Genomic DNA, 15,853 nt, shown 5'->3' with positions numbered 1-15,853 from the left:
ATAAATATGGATATCAAAAACCAGACAGTCGGAAAGCTCAGACCGTGTGTCGATATATCTGTTGACCAGAGTCTCAAAGCTATGGATCTAGTAGATGCCAATAAACATGCTGGTAACACAGTTGTAAGCGATAAAAACCGTAGCGCGCCCATTGGCGTGTTTGATTCTGGTGTTGGCGGTTTGTCTGTTTATTTGCATTTAGCACAGCAGCTGCCTACTGAGCGTTATGTATATTATGCCGATACGCTAAATGTGCCTTATGGCAATCGCGACAGCGAAGATATTGAAGCATTAACACTAAAAGCCGTAGAGTGGTTACATAAGCAAGGCTGTAAGCTGATTGTTATTGCTTGCAACAGTGCTTCAGCATATGCGCTAGATACCGCCCGACGCTGTTATCCACATATACCTATTGTGGGTCTTGTCCCTGCATTAAAGCCTGCGGTACTGGCGAGTAAGAGTGGTCATGTAGCGGTGCTGGCAACCAAAGCGACGCTGAATGGCACCTTGCTAAACGATGTCATTGCCAATTTTGCTCAACCTAATAACACAGTAGTCACTAAGTATTTTGATCCGCAACTGGTACCTTGGGTAGAAGCAGGTATGTCAGAACAAGACGAGACAGCCCAAAGATTACGTCAACAGGTACGAATATTTGCTAATGAAGGTGTCGATCAGTTGGTGCTGGGATGTACGCATTATCCGTTTTTTAAGACATTTTTATTGGATGAGATTGCACAGCAGCAGCTGTCAATACAAGTTATTGATTCTGGTCAAGCGATTGCTGAACGGGTTAGACAGCTATTGATTGCAAACAACTTGTCTGCATCATTGATGAGTGAAAAACGAGAAAATCTGACACAAAAAACCAGTAATAAAAATGCCATTACTAGACCGCCATTAACTTTTCACGCCACTAAATATAGTGATAGACTATGCGCTTTAGTTGAGCGCTTACTCGGTACAGAAATGGCATTGCAATACTACTCTCTCTAGTTATTATCAAAGTTAGTGATATCAATACGCTGTATGCAACGCTGACTCAGTTAAAATAAATTGAGTGCATCTTTTCAAGCTAAGAGTATGCTAGGCTGAACAAGACAAGATTTTTGTGTTCTATCTCACACCTTATCCTTTTTATGTCACGACCTACGCTTAGAGGTAATTGTGCCGAATCGTCGCTATCATATTCATATTATATGCGCTGACAACGACCAGTTGTTGGTTCTAGACAGCTTAGCGATATTTTTTCAGGCGCGCGCATTTCTGACCTATGATGTTTCTAGTAAATTATCTAAAGCTTCTTTTTATGGGCGTCAGTGTATTGACTCTTGTGATTACGCAGTCATGATCGTTGGCGACAGCTACGGGACTGTGCAAAAAAACGGCGTCAGCCAGATGCATTTGAGTTATCTAAATGCCAAAGCGAAGCTTAAGCCGCTAATTGTTCTGGTCAAAAATCACTCTCCAGACGCTGTTATCAGCCGACAACTTCAAGAGTTTATTAAGTTAGTCACCAAGCAAGACAACCAGCTACATTACTATGATACGGAAGAAGATATTGAGCCATTGCTAGTACAGGCTCATTATAATGCCGTCGCCAATAACAATATGGTAGGTGGCTGGGTCAGAGCGAATGACGAAGAGAATACGACTAGTAAAAAGGTCGTGTATGAGAAGCCAGTCGATATATTACCTAGTACTACCGAGGTAGAGAACAACAGTCCTGATGACGAAGATTTTATATCGGATAAGGTTAGTGAGCCAATTGAGTTAACGGAGTTTTTTGAGATTCAATATAGTGCCCAAGCTTATGAGGGCGGCAATCTAACGGACGTAACCCGATCGCTAACACTCTCGTGGCATGAGATACTCATGACACTCATGAGAATACCATCTACTTTTTCGAGCTATGGCTTGCAAAATGCCATTAATCGTTTGATTACCGCTAAAGCGGAAGTAGACATCAAAAAAGAGATGCCAAACGTTCATGCTGTCTCACGCTGCCAAATCTCTCAAGCTGATATCAATAATTTGCAACGTAAGCTAGTCGGTGCAAACTGGATACAACTGATGACTTATGGCACGCGGGTATCACAAGAGCTATGGAAGCTTACCTTCTACGCAAAAAACCTACTGCAAAATCATACCTCAAATACGAATAAACAAGACTAGTAATTATTCGCTAGCGCGTTCAAAAATAGCCATCTAAAACGTCCATTTTGGCATCACGACTACGTTTTGTAATACAAAGCATACGTGCAATGCTTGTGAATATTTCTCAGACCCGTAATAATGAAGTCAGTCAGTTAACTATGCTAACAACGTTAGCTGTTTGAGAATGACAACTATAATATTAATAATTAGGGAGAGCGTACGATGAGCAATGCTAAAAATGACGAGTTAAAAAGAGAGATTGATGGTCTAGAAAAGTCTATGCATGATGCTGATCAGTTTCATACGTTAGAAGAGCAAGTAGCAGATATGAAACGTCGCGGTATAGATCCTAGCAAGGCCTACAAAGATTTAGACAGTAAAGCCGAAGATGAAGATTGGGGCGATGCGACTTGGAAAGAGAATGGTAAGTGGGAGCCAAAAACGGCAGCCGATTTAGACGATAAAGCTCGCGAAAACTGGAATGGTGATAATGGTCAGCCTAAGCCACCGCCTATTGTTTAGATACGTATTTTGAGTCAATTAGATAAGTTCTATTAATAACTATTTATAAATAAAAAAGCCACGCTATCGTTAGCGTGGCTTTTTTGATGCGTCTAAATAGCGTTATTTATATTGCTACTACGAACCTTGGTCTATACGAACAAGCTTGATAGTGCCATCGGCGTCAGTAACGCGGCGATAACGTGTATTGCTAGAAGTTGAGGAGCTCACTGATGGCTGAGATGAGTAGCTACTAGGAGCAGTCGTTTGCTGTTGAATTAATTGCCCCATGCGATCGGCAGGTGCAGGATTCAGGGGCTGGCTGTTTGCAGGCTGGCCGTATTGAGTTTGACTCGGCGCTGCATTACCAATGATGGCGCGATAGAACTTCTGGCCTGCGCGTCCGTCAGCTGGGAAAATACCGCGACTAGTCTGATATTGCTGGATAGCGGTACGAGTATTGTCTCCGATGATGCCATCTACACCGCCAATGTCATAACCGGCATTTAGCAAAGCTTGCTGAATATCTTTGGCCTGCTGGCGGCTGATACCAGGATCGTCTGTCGGCCACGCAGTGATAAAGTCTGTTTTGCTGCTGTCTTCGCGAGTGATTAGATCTGATAAGTGTGCGATAGCCAGTGCGTAGTTTTCTGAGGCGTTATAAGAGTAGAAAGTGTCGAAATTTTTGCCCACCAAGAAAGCAGGGCCTTCTATACCAGCAGGTAATAATAAGCCTGCACTGCTCAAGTCATACGGTAGCGGACTGCCATTAGCCAACGTTAGACCTTGGTCGCGCCAGTGGCTTATCGACTTTTTGTCTTTACGATTAGATGCGGCCCAAAATCCATCAGGTAGTTTGACTTCATAGCCCCAAGGCTCGCCAGTACGATAGCCACGATTATCCAAGAAGTTTGCGGTAGAAGCGAGTGCATCAGGTACGCTATTGACCAAATCACGACGTCCATCACCATCGAAATCGACTGCCAACTCTAAGAAAGTACTCGGCATAAACTGTGTCTGTCCAAAGGCACCTGCCCATGATCCTGTCATATCATTTGGTGCGATATCACCGTTTTGCACGATTTTTAGCGCATTGGCGTACTCACCTTGGAAATAGCTTTGACGACGATCGAAACAAGATAAGGTCGCTAAAGACTCAAATAATGGTTTTTTACCTAGCGTTTGACCAAAGTTTGATTCTACGCCCCAGACACCGAGCACGTGTTCAGCTTTTACGCCATAACGCGATTCGATTTGACGTAGGGTCGAGCCCCATTGACGCTTGGCTCGGATACCGTCCTCGACACGCTCTTTGTCTACCAATGCTGATAAATAGTCCCAGACGTCTTTTTGAAACTCTGGTTGATAATTCAGTGACTGAATGACACTAGGATCAGGCTGGCTTGGGCGATAGTTATTAAAGGTATAACCATCAACACCGCTAAACTTGCTAGAGTTTTTTAGATTGTCCAAGCACTGCTGAAACTCACTATTGGATAAATCAGGTGCTGGCGGCTGCGCGGCTTGAGCAGTGGTAGCAAGGCTGATGCCGACAGCAACACTAAGCAGCGACAAAGTAGAGAAAGGAGTCAAACGCATGAAAATATCCTATAAACGTTAAAATAGTTATCGAAAGGCAAAAAATGATATTAACGTAGAGTAACCAATCTAAACAGTAAAGAAAAGCTGTCGCAGTACCAAGGTTATAAATGGTTACGATAAATTGACGCTGCCGTGAGATTAGAAGAGGATTTCATAGAGCTGAAAATGCAAAGCGTTAAACAGTACTTTATCGCGAGGACTATCTTTAGGAGATATAACCTGTTTATTTAGCTAACACACTATCTAGTTCTTCTATAAATCTATGAATCCGCGCCGCATTTTTGCCCAAATCACTCTGTCCAACTCGTGACTTACTGCGGATATCAACTAAGCGCTCGCTATCGTTGTCAGTCACACGAATGATGATATCATCTTTGAAACCAAACCAAGCAGTCGTCTCTGTTGCTTCGATGATGCCTTTATCGGCATCAGTATTTACAAGCTCCCATCCTAAACTTTCTATAGCTTGTTTGGATGCTTCAACCAATTCAGGCTTCGATTGAGCATAGGTCAATGTTTGCAAATCAGGGTAGGCAGTACGTTGTTGTTCAGCCGCTTCTGCACCTGCGTACTCTACGGGATTTGGCGCATCTGCACGTAGTGGAGCAATCGCAACAAACTCAGGCGGATTTACCAAATCGGTAGAAATATCGTGAATAGGTGGTACATTTTTGGCCGTATTCATCATGCCGAGCGGGACAGCGATTGCAGCGAGAGCAAGTACGGCTGAGGCTAGTGCGCTCTCAATACTGGCTGTATTGCGTTTAAATAATAGCTGAATAGCTAACAATACCAATGCTGCGATACCAGCAAATAACCCAAATTTAAACCCCGTAAATGCAGTGCCTAACTCTACAACGCCAAACTTATACAATGGGCCTGCCAGAGCAACCAGCAGAATAGCAGTTACACTCATTAGACCGACTATCATTTTCATTCATTTTCTCCGTTGCGATTTAGCAGCTTGTTAAAGGTTATATGAGTTTTTTATTTACTGCTTAATAGCCAAACGTGTTCTGTGACGGTGATATACGGTGCAGAACCTATAGAAGAAGGCACGCTTGCTAGCTCATAGATTTGGTAGTGAGCGCTATAATACTGCTCTAGTTGTTCGTTATTAATAGAGAAGGGTGGTCCATTCTTTTTACGCTGATCGTAATTTAGCGTGAGTAAAAGCTGCGGTGTTATTTCATTGTTAGCACCATTAACTTTACTGGTATCGCTACTAAGTTTCCGCACTTGCTCACTATATCTCACACGCATATCGTCTGGTAGGGCGATTAATGCCGCTTTATCATATACTGCATCAATAGAGCCAATATCTTCAAAAGTCAGTGCAAAGATATCAGCAACCCATAAAGTGATGGTTTGTCCCGACAACTGGCCTTGATAGTATTTTATCGTTGGATTGTCTGCCTGTTGATAGATAATAGGTTCGATGTTTTGCTCAGCAAAAAACTCTTGTACGGCTGTTTCGACCAACTCAACGCCCACCACGTCATAGCCTTGCGTCGCTAGCCAAACCATATCGATAGATTTGCCACAAAGCGGAACGAAGACGCGGCTACCAGCAGTTAGATTGAGGCTGTTGAAATATTTAATCAGCAATGGATTGACCATAGATTGATTGAATCCAATGCGACCTTCTTGCCAACGTTTTTGCCAAAACTCAGGGTTCATAATGCAATCCTCTATCTGCAAGTTTTTATGTATACGGTTCTAATATTGATCTGATATATCAAAGGAGTAACTAATAAAAAGCCAAACACCTATAGTATAAGTGTTTGGCTAGTATCCAACATTAGGCTAAGAAATTTTTTGAATAAATAATGTCTTATTCAATTCAGCTAACCATATATTTGCTAAATTCTTTGCGCAGTTTGGCAAGCTTTGGCGGTATTGCAAAGTTGCAATAAGCTTGTCCTGGGTTTCTGTTGAAGAAATCTTGATGTGAGTCTTCTGCCTGATAGAACTCAACGGCAGGATGTACTTCCGTCACTACATCGACACCCATATCGCGTAACTTATTGATGGTACGGTCAACGGTCGGTTTTTGACTATCTTCGGTGTAAAAGACCACGCTGCGATACTGACTACCGACGTCATTGCCTTGACGATCCATCGTGGTGGGATCATGCGTGGCAAAAAAGACATCGAGTATTACTTCTAACGGGACAATAGACTCATCAAATTCGACTTTGATGACTTCGACATGACCAGTCGTACCACTACAGACAGCTTCATAATTGGCAGAAACAGCATCGCCGCCCATGTAGCCTGAGACGACAGATTGCACCCCTTTCACTGATAAAAATACAGACTCGGTGCACCAGAAGCAGCCGCCACCTAATACGATCGTTTGCATAATTTTTTCCTATTATTATAAATATGGGTTAAGCGCTATATTTGGTAGTGATGCTCTCGTTTTTCAATGCTTCTTTCAAACGTCTCATTACCCTTGGCACTATTTATTCAGCTTAGCAGGCAAGCCAAAGGCGATAAGTAACAAACAGTAATGTTATAATGGGCTTTTGCTATCTTACTTCTTTATCAACTGATAATGACAAGCAAAAACTACCAAGCAAAATTCACCAAGTAATTCTTAATTTCAGTTCTATTCTAAAAACGAGTCGTCCCATGAGCCAATCCCAGCCTGCTATCAAACATGACACCCTATTTGATAAACCGTTTACCACGCCACTGGATAAGGCTGCACGCTTTTCATTTGATGAGCAAGTGGTGGCTTGTTTCCCTGACATGATTCGCCGCAGTGTACCCGGTTATGGTCAGGTACTGGCGATGCTGCCTATATTCGCCCGTCGTCATTGCAAGTATCGTCAGCAGAGCGATAGTGGTCAGCGTGTTAGTCGTGTTTATGACTTGGGCTGCTCACTGGGTGCAGCCAGCATGACGCTAGCTGGTGAGTTCGACTCACAAGACTTACAGATTAAAGCAATTGATATTTCGCCTGCGATGACGACCGAAGCCACGACGTTATTGAGTGACAACTATCCTGAGCACGATATCGAAGTGATCACAGCAGATATCCGCGATATTGAGTTTGAGCCGTGTGATATGGTGATTTTGAACTTGACGCTACAGTTTTTGCCAGCTGCTGATAGGGTAGCAGTATTAGAGAAAATTTATGCGGCATTGAGCGAAGGCGGCATATTGGTACTGACTGAAAAAACTCATGCCTTTGATGAGCAGTATGATGCGTGGTTGGTAGAGCGTTATTATGACTTTAAACGTGCCAATGGCTACACCGAAATGGAGATTAGCGGTAAGCGTAATGCGTTAGAAAATGTGCTGATTACTGACACATTAGATGAGCATCATGCACGGTTGAGTGATGTTGGGTTTGCGCGTCATCTGACATGGTTTCAGTTTTTGAACTTTGTCTCTATTGTGGCGTTTAAATAATCCTTACTTTTAACACAGTTATTTCTTAATCAATACGGTAACCTGCTTTTATGCTCAACGACACTATCATCAACGCCGAACGTGAACTATATCTAACCCTACTAGAGCTGGCACAGCAGCAGCCAAGCGCTTATGAGTGGCTTAAACGATTACCAACGTGGTTAGGTGATATAAAAGACAAAGCTAACTATGCGCACGCGCCTGCCTACCAAGCGTCAGTCGCTCGTTTGCCAAACTTAGCTGTCAATCATGTCGATCTAAACAGTGATACATTGACGATTGAGGCCGATCTAAATGAATCTCAGCGCAAACAAACAACGGCGTTATTAAAGCAGCTGATGCCGTGGCGTAAAGGCCCATTTCAAATTGGTGGTCAAATAGGCGATAATGAGTCAGGTATTAAGATTGATACCGAGTGGCATAGTGATTGGAAATGGAAACGTGTTGCGCCGCATTTGAGTAGATTGGACGGTCGCCGCGTATTGGATGTGGGCGGTGGCTCTGGTTATCACGGCTGGCGCATGGCAGGGGCTGGCGCGGATACCGTTATTATTATTGATCCGTCATGTTTGTTTTATCATCAGTTTATGGCGATTCGTCACTTTGTGGGTGCCGCAGACGTTAGTGATATAGGCAACTATCGGACGCATTACATCCCTGTACCGCTCGAAGCGTTACCTGAGCACAGTCAGCTGTTTGACACCGTATTTAGCATGGGTGTGCTATATCATCGCCAGTCACCGTTTGAGCATTTACAACAGCTTAAAGGACAGTTGGTCAAAGGTGGTGAGCTGGTACTTGAGACGTTGGTGATTGAAGGTGATGCCAATACTGTACTAGTACCACACGACCGCTATGCGCAGATGAATAACGTCTATTTCTTACCATCGGTGGCGGCATTAATTGGCTGGTTAGAGAAAGCAGGATTTTCAGACGTGCGCTGCGCCGATGTAGCAGTAACCTCGACTAAGGAACAACGACAAACCGAATGGATGACCTATCATTCGTTAGCAGATTTTTTAGATCCTAATGATTTTACTAAGACCGTCGAAGGATATCCTGCTCCCATGCGTGCGACTTTGATTGCCAAAAAATAGCATTGATGGTGGTAGCTAACATAAGGAAAGCATTATGAAGACATTGAAGACTTTTATTGTAGCTACCATCAGCTTGCTATCGCTACCTGCTATGGCAGGTTATGGAACTGTATCGGAAGGCTGGGGCTTTGTACAAGATGACTGGCAGGTGGTTTGTGATAATACGCGGACTTGTCGAGCTGCTGGATACGCAAGTGAAGCAGATACGCCTGCTTCAATATTGCTCACAGCGTTGCCAAAAGTAGCTCTGCCAAAAGTGCAAATTCAGTTTATCTCAGAAGTGCCGCTAGATGAGCTGAAGCCTGTTGAGCTTTGGCTGAATAACAAAAACTATGGTGTGATACAGCCCAATAAAGAAGACAGTCTACTATACGACTTGTCAGCCAAGCAGACGCAGGCGCTGCTTGATCATGCTCGTATCGCGACCAAGATAGAAATTAGAGCGGGCGATAACCTCTGGCAGATTAGCGATAAAGGCATGTCGGCAGTATTGCTCAAGCTGGACGATGAGCAAGGTCGGGTAGGGACGCCGATAGCATTGGTCAGTAAGAATAATCCAAATCGTCAACGTCCTAAAGCAGCTTTGCCAAAACCAATTATTCAAAAAGCATTTGCATATTCAGCAAAAGACAACAAAACACTTGCTCCATCAAAGCTGGCGTATTTTCAGAGAAATGTTGATAACTGGGTTGATATTAACGATGAGCAGCTTATAGGGTCCAAAGACATAATGGGCGACTGTGAGCTAATCAACCCAAAAACTGAAACATATCAGCGGATGTCAGAGTATGGCTCTACGATGCTTGATTGGGACTTTATACCGGTTGATGATCGCTATACGTTAGCCGCGCATAGTTGCTGGCTAGGTGCTTACAATTCTAGTAATGGCTATTGGCTCATTGATAATGCAAAACCTAGCAAACCTACGCTTATCACGACAGCAGGAAATGATTATTTTGATGGTGAGATTTCCGCTACTCACAAAGACCGAGGTATCGGTGACTGCTGGAATCGTACTGCATGGACGTGGAATGGTGAAACGTTTGCTAAGAGCGAAGAGTCTAGTACGGGCATGTGCCGAGGTTTTGCTGGTGGAGCGTGGGACCTACCAACGTATGTGAGTCAGGTTATAAGAAATGATGCTAGGGCTCAGTAGCTTATTTTATTTAAAAGGTTTTGATCTAAGAAGCCTTGATTTAAAAGGCCCTGATTCAAATGACTGACACCTTATCAAGCGCAGCAGTCATAGGCTGTATATTACGTTTTTAGTTTTGCTACTCATGTTTTAAGCGATATCAAAGAATAGTGATAAAAATGGCCAATTAGATTAACCATTTTTTGAAAGCGACTTCCATGACTATCTTAAGGATAAAACCAACAGAACCTGCGCCTAGTGCTAAGAATATCCAAAAAGTACCAGCGCGCCCAGCTTCAGACGTTTTAGAGATATCCCACATAATAAAAAACAAGAAAGCGATGAATATCGGCAACAAGACGTACAGTCCCCAACTGGTGACAGTACTGGCGGCAATGGCAAACATGGCGTAATCCTATAATAGAGTAGTAACGCGTCTTCTATATTTTAGAAGAGCCGTACAAACCAATATTATAACGTGGAAGTAGTCAGGTATAAACGACTGCCCAGTATTGAGCAACAGTAACGCTACAATTCACGTTATGAGTTATTTATCAGTTTTGCATCATTGATATTAGTCAGCCCAAATCTTGATAACGGTAAGATTTTAGTGCTAATTTTGGCGCAAATGGTGCAATAAAGCGCAAAGATTGTTATATTTACAGGTTACTTATCTTTTTACATTATTCTATCCCTGCAATGTCGGTCGCTATTATAATAAGCAGTTATCGATTGCTCGCATTCGCACCGTTTTTGTTGTTTATTTAATTGAGTTCAAATTCCTATGTCACAAGCCCAAATTGATACGCTTGCATCCCTGTTTAACGATGCAATTCAAACCCTACAAGCAGATGGTACGCTACCAAGCGATTGGCAAAACAACAGTCAAATCACCCGTACAAAAGATTTAAGTCACGGTGATTTTGCCAGTAATATCGCGCTAACGGCAGCGAAAGCGGCTAAAGCCAATCCGCGTCAACTTGCTGAAAAAATCGTCAGCGCATTGCCTGACAATCAAGACATTCGCCAAGTAGAAATCGCAGGACCAGGGTTTATCAACGTATTCTTAAACTCGGAAGCTAAGTTTTCCGTATTGGACGATATCTTTACATTGCAAGATCGCTTTGGCTTGAGTAATCAGTTTGACGGTCAAAAAGTCCAAGTTGAATTCGTCTCTGCTAATCCAACGTCAAGTCTGCACGTCGGTCACGGTCGCGGTGCTGCATTTGGCATGAGCGTCGCTAACTTGTTAGAAGCTATTGGCTATGACGTCACACGTGAATATTATGTCAATGACGCTGGTCGTCAAATGGACATCTTAGCAACCAGTACATATTTGCGCTATCTACAGCTAAATGGTGAAGAGATAACTTTCCCAGTTAACGCCTATCAAGGTGATTATGTCAGTGACATCGCACAGACGCTAAAAACACAGCATGGCGATAGCTACGTACATAGTTTTGCAGACGTTGCCAAAGATGTGCCAGAAGATGCTCAGTTTGAGATTAATGCTGATGGCGAAAAAACCGTTATCTCAGGTGATAAAGAAGCACACATTGATGGCTTGATTGCCAATAGTAAGTCTTTGCTAGGTGACAGCTACGCGTTATTTTTAAACGCAGCATTGAGCAGCATTTTGGCAGATATCAAAGATGACTTAAACGACTTTGGTGTGAGCTACGAGTGCTGGTTTAGCGAAAGATCTATCGATAGCGAGATTGAGCCTGTCCTACAGATACTAGATGACAAAGGCTACCTATACGAAAAAGATGGCAATATCTGGTTTAAATCGACTGATTTCGGCGATGAAAAAGACCGTGTTGTACGCCGTGCCAATGGCCAGTCGACGTATTTTGCCTCTGATATCGCTTATCATAAAAATAAGTTCGATCGCGGCTTTGATAAAGTCATTAACGTTTGGGGCGCAGACCATCATGGTTATGTCCCACGCGTAAAAGCAGCGCTACTGGCTCTTGGTATCGATGCAGAACGCCTTGACGTGGTACTTGTACAGTTTGTCGCGTTATGGCGCGGTAGTGAAAAAGTACAAATGTCTTCGCGTTCTGGTCAGTTTGTGACTTTGCGTGAGCTACGTGCAGAAGTCGGTAACGATGCTGCACGATTCTACTATGTAGCGCGTAAGCCTGAAGTGCATGTTGATTTTGACTTAGAACTTGCCAAATCACAAAGCAAAGACAATCAAGTGTATTATATCCAGTATGCTCATGCGCGCGTTTGCCGTGTTTTGGAAAAATTGGCAACTTACGATTTGACCGTAGATGATGCTGTTGGTTTGGCACATCAGGACTTGCTAAGTGCGCCCAATGAAGACGAGCTGATTAAACTGTTAGCAGGATATCCAGCGACGTTACTTCGCGCAGCGACTGGTTATGAGCCGCACGTCTTGACCAACTACCTAAAAGAGCTAGCGGCCTTGTTCCATGGTTGGTATGACACCAATCGTATCTTGCCGATGAGCCTGACATCAGGTGAAACGCCAAGTCAGGATGAGCTAGACTTAATGCAAGCACGTTTGCGCTTGTCAAAAGCCGTTAGACAGGTACTGGCAAATGGGCTTAGTCTGCTAGGCTTGTCTGCACCGTCTAGCATGTAGTACTTTTCTAATATGTGAAATAAGTATAGACAGCTGATAGCATTAATTCGATGATGATAGTTAAATCCAGTAGGGAGAACGAGATCCATGCTAGCCAAAAAACCTAAAGGCGCGACAGAAAAGCGCAAATCAAGTAGCGTATCAGGCTTATTGTGGATGTTTGTTGGGGCCGTATTGACCCTTATGATCGGGGTGTTTATCTACCTCTCACCATTATTCAATTTCAGCCCCGCTGAAGGTAGTGCTGAGAACGATCCTGATCGCCAAGTACAGCCACGTGTGGATACTGATACCGACAATGGCGATTATGAGTTCTACGATATTTTACCAAATCAAGAGATGGCAACCATCCCTGATGAAGATATCGCTGACATTGATAATGATCAAATAGGTGATATCGGTGCGTTTGAACCAGACGTCGTTGTGACTCAACCAGAGAGCGATACAGGCAGTACAGAAAGTACGGGTAGCTTTGGTGGTTCGGAAAATGCGACTGTCGAACCTGCTGGTAGTAATAATGCTGGGTCGAGTGAGGATATAGTTGTCGTTGAAGAAGATGCAACCTATGATGGTACGCCGCCTGCTACTAGCAACGCTACAACCCGCAACAATAATACAGCAGCAGGTACGGCCAGCATCCAAGCTGCCAAACCTGCGGCGACCTACATCTTGCAGATCAATAGCTTTAGTGATGCAGATGAAGCGGATCGTCGCCGTGCGCAAGTACTGATGGCGGGTGTCGATGCTCGCGTGGTCAAAAACACGACGGGCAATGGCTTGCCAATTTATCAAGTCATCTCACGCCCTTTGAATAACCGTCAAGCAGTAACGACGGCACAGCAGCGCCTACAGAACAATGGTATAGATTCTATTATCGTTGAACAGCGTCGCTAGGTTGAGTCGTTTACAGTTATTGTATTTATTAAAAAAGCGTCGTAATGACGCTTTTTTTATCTCTTTATTTTATCAAAAGCTTTCTAGCTGTTTTACCCTATTAAACATCCATTAAGAGTATGGTTATGACCGTATCTAACTCAGTAACACCGCAAGCAAGCATCATTAAAGCGTTCTTTCAAAAATACTTTATCGATGCTTTTACTGGTATGGCTTTAGGGCTATTTGTCACGTTGATCGCAGGTCTGATTATCTCGCAAATCGGTGGCTGGTTAGGTTTGCCGGCATTGGTCGCGGTCGGGAAACTTGCCTCGATATTAATGGGTGCTGGTATCGGCGTAGGTATCGCTTATTATCTCAAAGCACCAACGTTAGTTATGCTTAGCTGTCTTGTGGCAGGTATGCTTGGTGCCCATTCTGAAGCACTAATGGCAGGCACTCTCTTTACGCCGCAAGTGGGTGGGCCCGCAACCTTTGTAGCACTGCCGGGCAATCCAATCGGTGCTTATCTGACTTCTGTGTTTGCTTATCGTGCTGGCACTTGGGTCGCTGGTAAGACGAAGCTAGATATTTTATTGGTGCCTTTAGTAGTGTGCGGAGTCGCGCTATTGGTTTGTGCGCTGCTCAATCCGCCTATCGTAGCAGGGGTCGCAGCTATCGGTCAGGGTATTCATGCTGCTACTGAATTACAGCCACTGCTAATGGGCATCGTCATCGCCGTAGTGGTTGGTATTTTATTGACCCTACCAACGTCGAGTGCAGCCATTTGTATTGCCATTGGGCTTGGTGGATTGGCGGGCGGGGCAGCAGTGGTAGGCTGTGCTGCGCATATGATTGGTTTTGCTGTTGCAAGTTTTAAAGACAATGGCGTTAGTGGTGTCATCTCTCAGGGCTTGGGTACCAGTATGCTGCAGATCCCTAACGTGCTTAAAAAACCCATCACTCTGCTGCCTGCTGTCATTGCTAGTGCTATCGTTGGGCCTATCGCTACTGTTGGTTTTGGATTGGCTTGTACGGCGACAGGTGCGGGTATGGGTACCGCTGGTTTGGTCGGTGTGTTTGGAGTGATTGAAGCGTCACAAGAGATTATGAGCACTGGTCAGCTGTGGACAGCGATTATTCTATTGATGTTTGTATTGCCTGCGATGATTGCAGGGTTAGTGGCTTATATTATGCGCCGTATGGGTTGGTTGGTCGCTGGTGATATGAAGCTGCCTTAATGCTTAGAAGGTTGAGCTAAAATATCATCACCAGTCTCAAAATTCAGTCTTATCCTTCATCAATAATGGCAACTTTCAAAAAGCCCGGCTACGACTATAGCTGGGCTTTTTATATATAAATTCATCAATTTCTCATGATAGAGGGAATGTTGATAACATACTATTTAACGGTCTTTAGCTTCTTATGACGACGTGGTTTTAGTTTGCGGGACAGTTGATGGAAGTCGTTCAGCACTTGGCTATAGTGTGATGGAAATACACGTTGGATGGCATCGACTATCTTTGCATCGTTACCAATCAAGCAGCGCTGCTGGTTGGTCGCTGCTGCCTGTAGGATAATCCAAGCCGCTTCATTGGCATCGAGTTTTAAGAATTTATTAAAACTTCTGATGGCTTTGGGCCCAGTACTCATGCCAATATCATGGATGCTTTCATTACCGCGCGCGCTATTGGCGATATTGGTTTTGATCCCGCCCGGATGGATACAAGTCGCTGATACCCCGCAGTTCTGGATGTTTAGCTCTTGGCGTAAGCTCTCTGTGAAGCCGCGTACGGCAAATTTGCTAGAGTTGTAGGCCGACTGTGATGGCTGAGCGGTCAAACCAAACAGACTTGAGATATTAATAATATGTCCATGCTCGCCAAATTGGCTCTTTTTAACGCTGTTTTTGATTAACGGTAAAAATGCCTTAGTGCCGTAAACCACGCCCCAAAAATTAATGTTCATTACCCATTCAAGCTCACTAATACTACTGCCTTCGACGGTAGAGTAGAGTGCGACACCTGCATTGTTAAAGATGAAATTTACTTTGCCATGCTCTACCATTACGTTATCAGCCCATGCTTCCACGGCTTTATTGTCTGATACATCGAGTACGGTCATAGTGACGTTGACATCATAATTGGCAAGTAACTGTTTGGTCGCTGCTAGCTGTTCAGGATTGATGTCCGATAGTGCAACATGACAGCCCATTTTTGCTAAATGAATGGCCAGCTCACGTCCCATACCAGAGCCTGCGCCTGTAATGGCAGCGACATGGTTGCGATAGTAGGATGCAACGTCTGAGTCATCCAATGAAGTATGGTTAGAAGAAAACGGTAGATGTTGGCGCAATGAAGTCGCCATAGCAGTCACATGGTTGAGCATAATAAACAATCCTTTGTCTTATTAATCATATGGGTTGTACGGGATATATCTTGCGGTATATAG

General features: G+C 43.9%; 15 protein-coding genes. 9 read left to right on the top strand and 6 right to left on the bottom strand.

Going from position 1 to position 15,853, the window contains the following annotated elements; genetic code table 11:
* The first annotated feature begins 81 nt into the window (after nt 1–81).
* The 3 genes from murI (at nt 82) to ACS8FA_RS27430 (ending at nt 2,679) form a co-directional block, all read left to right on the top strand.
* The gene (gene murI, locus ACS8FA_RS27440; RefSeq protein WP_439266937.1) at nt 82–996 is read left to right on the top strand and encodes a glutamate racemase; all 915 of its coding nucleotides are present in this window, start codon (nt 82–84) and stop codon (nt 994–996) included.
* Nucleotides 997–1,167: 171 nt separating this feature from the next.
* Nucleotides 1,168–2,175, top strand: coding sequence for a DUF4062 domain-containing protein (locus tag ACS8FA_RS27435; protein WP_439266920.1), 1,008 nt, complete (start codon nt 1,168–1,170; stop codon nt 2,173–2,175).
* 204 nt (nt 2,176–2,379) lie between these two features.
* On the top strand, nt 2,380–2,679 hold the full coding sequence (locus tag ACS8FA_RS27430) for a hypothetical protein (RefSeq protein WP_057761845.1): 300 nt from the start codon (nt 2,380–2,382) through the stop codon (nt 2,677–2,679).
* A 117-nt stretch (nt 2,680–2,796) separates the two neighbouring features.
* On the opposite strand, the gene ACS8FA_RS27425 is transcribed toward ACS8FA_RS27430, so the two are convergent.
* The 4 genes from ACS8FA_RS27425 to msrA all read right to left on the bottom strand — a co-directional run bounded on the left by ACS8FA_RS27425 (nt 2,797) and on the right by msrA (nt 6,625).
* Entirely contained in the window at nt 2,797–4,257 is a 1,461-nt protein-coding gene (locus ACS8FA_RS27425; RefSeq protein ID WP_439266918.1) for a lytic murein transglycosylase, read from the bottom strand.
* A gap of 226 nt (nt 4,258–4,483) precedes the next feature.
* Nucleotides 4,484–5,197, bottom strand: a complete 714-nt coding sequence (locus tag ACS8FA_RS27420; protein ID WP_439266916.1) for a DUF1499 domain-containing protein — start codon at nt 5,195–5,197, stop codon at nt 4,484–4,486.
* A 50-nt stretch (nt 5,198–5,247) separates the two neighbouring features.
* On the bottom strand, nt 5,248–5,940 hold the full coding sequence (gene tmpT / locus ACS8FA_RS27415; protein WP_439266914.1) for a thiopurine S-methyltransferase: 693 nt from the start codon (nt 5,938–5,940) through the stop codon (nt 5,248–5,250).
* 163 nt (nt 5,941–6,103) lie between these two features.
* Complete coding sequence (gene msrA / locus ACS8FA_RS27410; protein WP_160023314.1) at nt 6,104–6,625, bottom strand: peptide-methionine (S)-S-oxide reductase MsrA; 522 nt, start codon at nt 6,623–6,625, stop codon at nt 6,104–6,106.
* A gap of 272 nt (nt 6,626–6,897) precedes the next feature.
* On the opposite strand from msrA, the gene cmoA reads away from it, so the two are divergent.
* Genes cmoA through ACS8FA_RS27395 form a run of 3 tightly spaced genes read left to right on the top strand, consistent with a single transcriptional unit; the run spans nt 6,898 to nt 9,936 of the window.
* On the top strand, nt 6,898–7,683 hold the full coding sequence (gene cmoA, locus ACS8FA_RS27405) for a carboxy-S-adenosyl-L-methionine synthase CmoA (protein WP_439266911.1): 786 nt from the start codon (nt 6,898–6,900) through the stop codon (nt 7,681–7,683).
* A 50-nt stretch (nt 7,684–7,733) separates the two neighbouring features.
* Nucleotides 7,734–8,780: a tRNA 5-methoxyuridine(34)/uridine 5-oxyacetic acid(34) synthase CmoB gene (cmoB, locus tag ACS8FA_RS27400; protein ID WP_439266909.1), complete on the top strand. Its 1,047-nt coding sequence runs from the start codon at nt 7,734–7,736 to the stop codon at nt 8,778–8,780.
* A gap of 34 nt (nt 8,781–8,814) precedes the next feature.
* Nucleotides 8,815–9,936, top strand: coding sequence for a DUF1176 domain-containing protein (locus tag ACS8FA_RS27395; RefSeq protein WP_439266908.1), 1,122 nt, complete (start codon nt 8,815–8,817; stop codon nt 9,934–9,936).
* 166 nt (nt 9,937–10,102) lie between these two features.
* On the opposite strand, the gene ACS8FA_RS27390 is transcribed toward ACS8FA_RS27395, so the two are convergent.
* Complete coding sequence (locus ACS8FA_RS27390; RefSeq protein WP_101205310.1) at nt 10,103–10,321, bottom strand: DUF2788 domain-containing protein; 219 nt, start codon at nt 10,319–10,321, stop codon at nt 10,103–10,105.
* Nucleotides 10,322–10,699: 378 nt separating this feature from the next.
* Between ACS8FA_RS27390 and argS the strand changes: the two genes are divergently transcribed.
* The 3 genes from argS to ACS8FA_RS27375 all read left to right on the top strand — a co-directional run bounded on the left by argS (nt 10,700) and on the right by ACS8FA_RS27375 (nt 14,643).
* Nucleotides 10,700–12,529: an arginine--tRNA ligase gene (gene argS, locus ACS8FA_RS27385; protein WP_439266906.1), complete on the top strand. Its 1,830-nt coding sequence runs from the start codon at nt 10,700–10,702 to the stop codon at nt 12,527–12,529.
* A gap of 87 nt (nt 12,530–12,616) precedes the next feature.
* A complete protein-coding gene (locus tag ACS8FA_RS27380) occupies nt 12,617–13,423 on the top strand; it encodes an SPOR domain-containing protein (protein ID WP_102093451.1) in 807 nt (268 codons plus the stop codon).
* A 125-nt stretch (nt 13,424–13,548) separates the two neighbouring features.
* On the top strand, nt 13,549–14,643 hold the full coding sequence (locus ACS8FA_RS27375) for a PTS sugar transporter subunit IIC (protein ID WP_439266903.1): 1,095 nt from the start codon (nt 13,549–13,551) through the stop codon (nt 14,641–14,643).
* Between the two features lie 160 nt (nt 14,644–14,803).
* Here ACS8FA_RS27375 and ACS8FA_RS27370 read toward each other — a convergent pair whose 3' ends face one another.
* Nucleotides 14,804–15,790 (bottom strand): SDR family NAD(P)-dependent oxidoreductase, encoded by a 987-nt coding sequence (locus ACS8FA_RS27370; RefSeq protein WP_439266901.1) that lies wholly within the window; start codon nt 15,788–15,790, stop codon nt 14,804–14,806.
* Nucleotides 15,791–15,853: the final 63 nt, after the last annotated feature.

Origin of the sequence: Psychrobacter sp. 1Y1 (genome assembly GCF_051847395.2) — a bacterium.
Lineage (GTDB): Bacteria > Pseudomonadota > Gammaproteobacteria > Pseudomonadales > Moraxellaceae > Psychrobacter.
The sequence above is the reverse complement of the archived record's forward strand: the minus strand, read 5'-3'. Positions and strand labels throughout refer to the sequence as shown.

Bases quoted from the DNA above. Each gene is read 5' to 3' on its own strand.
- murI (WP_439266937.1), top strand. From the start codon at position 82: ATGGATCTAGTAGATGCCAATAAACATGCTGGTAACACAGTTGTAAGC.
- ACS8FA_RS27430 (WP_057761845.1), top strand. From the start codon at position 2,380: ATGAGCAATGCTAAAAATGACGAGTTAAAAAGAGAGATTGATGGTCTA.
- ACS8FA_RS27425 (WP_439266918.1), bottom strand. From the start codon at position 4,257: ATGCGTTTGACTCCTTTCTCTACTTTGTCGCTGCTTAGTGTTGCTGTC.
- ACS8FA_RS27420 (WP_439266916.1), bottom strand. From the start codon at position 5,197: ATGAAAATGATAGTCGGTCTAATGAGTGTAACTGCTATTCTGCTGGTT.
- tmpT (WP_439266914.1), bottom strand. From the start codon at position 5,940: ATGAACCCTGAGTTTTGGCAAAAACGTTGGCAAGAAGGTCGCATTGGA.
- msrA (WP_160023314.1), bottom strand. From the start codon at position 6,625: ATGCAAACGATCGTATTAGGTGGCGGCTGCTTCTGGTGCACCGAGTCT.
- cmoA (WP_439266911.1), top strand. From the start codon at position 6,898: ATGAGCCAATCCCAGCCTGCTATCAAACATGACACCCTATTTGATAAA.
- cmoB (WP_439266909.1), top strand. From the start codon at position 7,734: ATGCTCAACGACACTATCATCAACGCCGAACGTGAACTATATCTAACC.
- ACS8FA_RS27395 (WP_439266908.1), top strand. From the start codon at position 8,815: ATGAAGACATTGAAGACTTTTATTGTAGCTACCATCAGCTTGCTATCG.
- ACS8FA_RS27390 (WP_101205310.1), bottom strand. From the start codon at position 10,321: ATGTTTGCCATTGCCGCCAGTACTGTCACCAGTTGGGGACTGTACGTC.
- argS (WP_439266906.1), top strand. From the start codon at position 10,700: ATGTCACAAGCCCAAATTGATACGCTTGCATCCCTGTTTAACGATGCA.
- ACS8FA_RS27380 (WP_102093451.1), top strand. From the start codon at position 12,617: ATGCTAGCCAAAAAACCTAAAGGCGCGACAGAAAAGCGCAAATCAAGT.
- ACS8FA_RS27375 (WP_439266903.1), top strand. From the start codon at position 13,549: ATGACCGTATCTAACTCAGTAACACCGCAAGCAAGCATCATTAAAGCG.
- ACS8FA_RS27370 (WP_439266901.1), bottom strand. From the start codon at position 15,790: ATGCTCAACCATGTGACTGCTATGGCGACTTCATTGCGCCAACATCTA.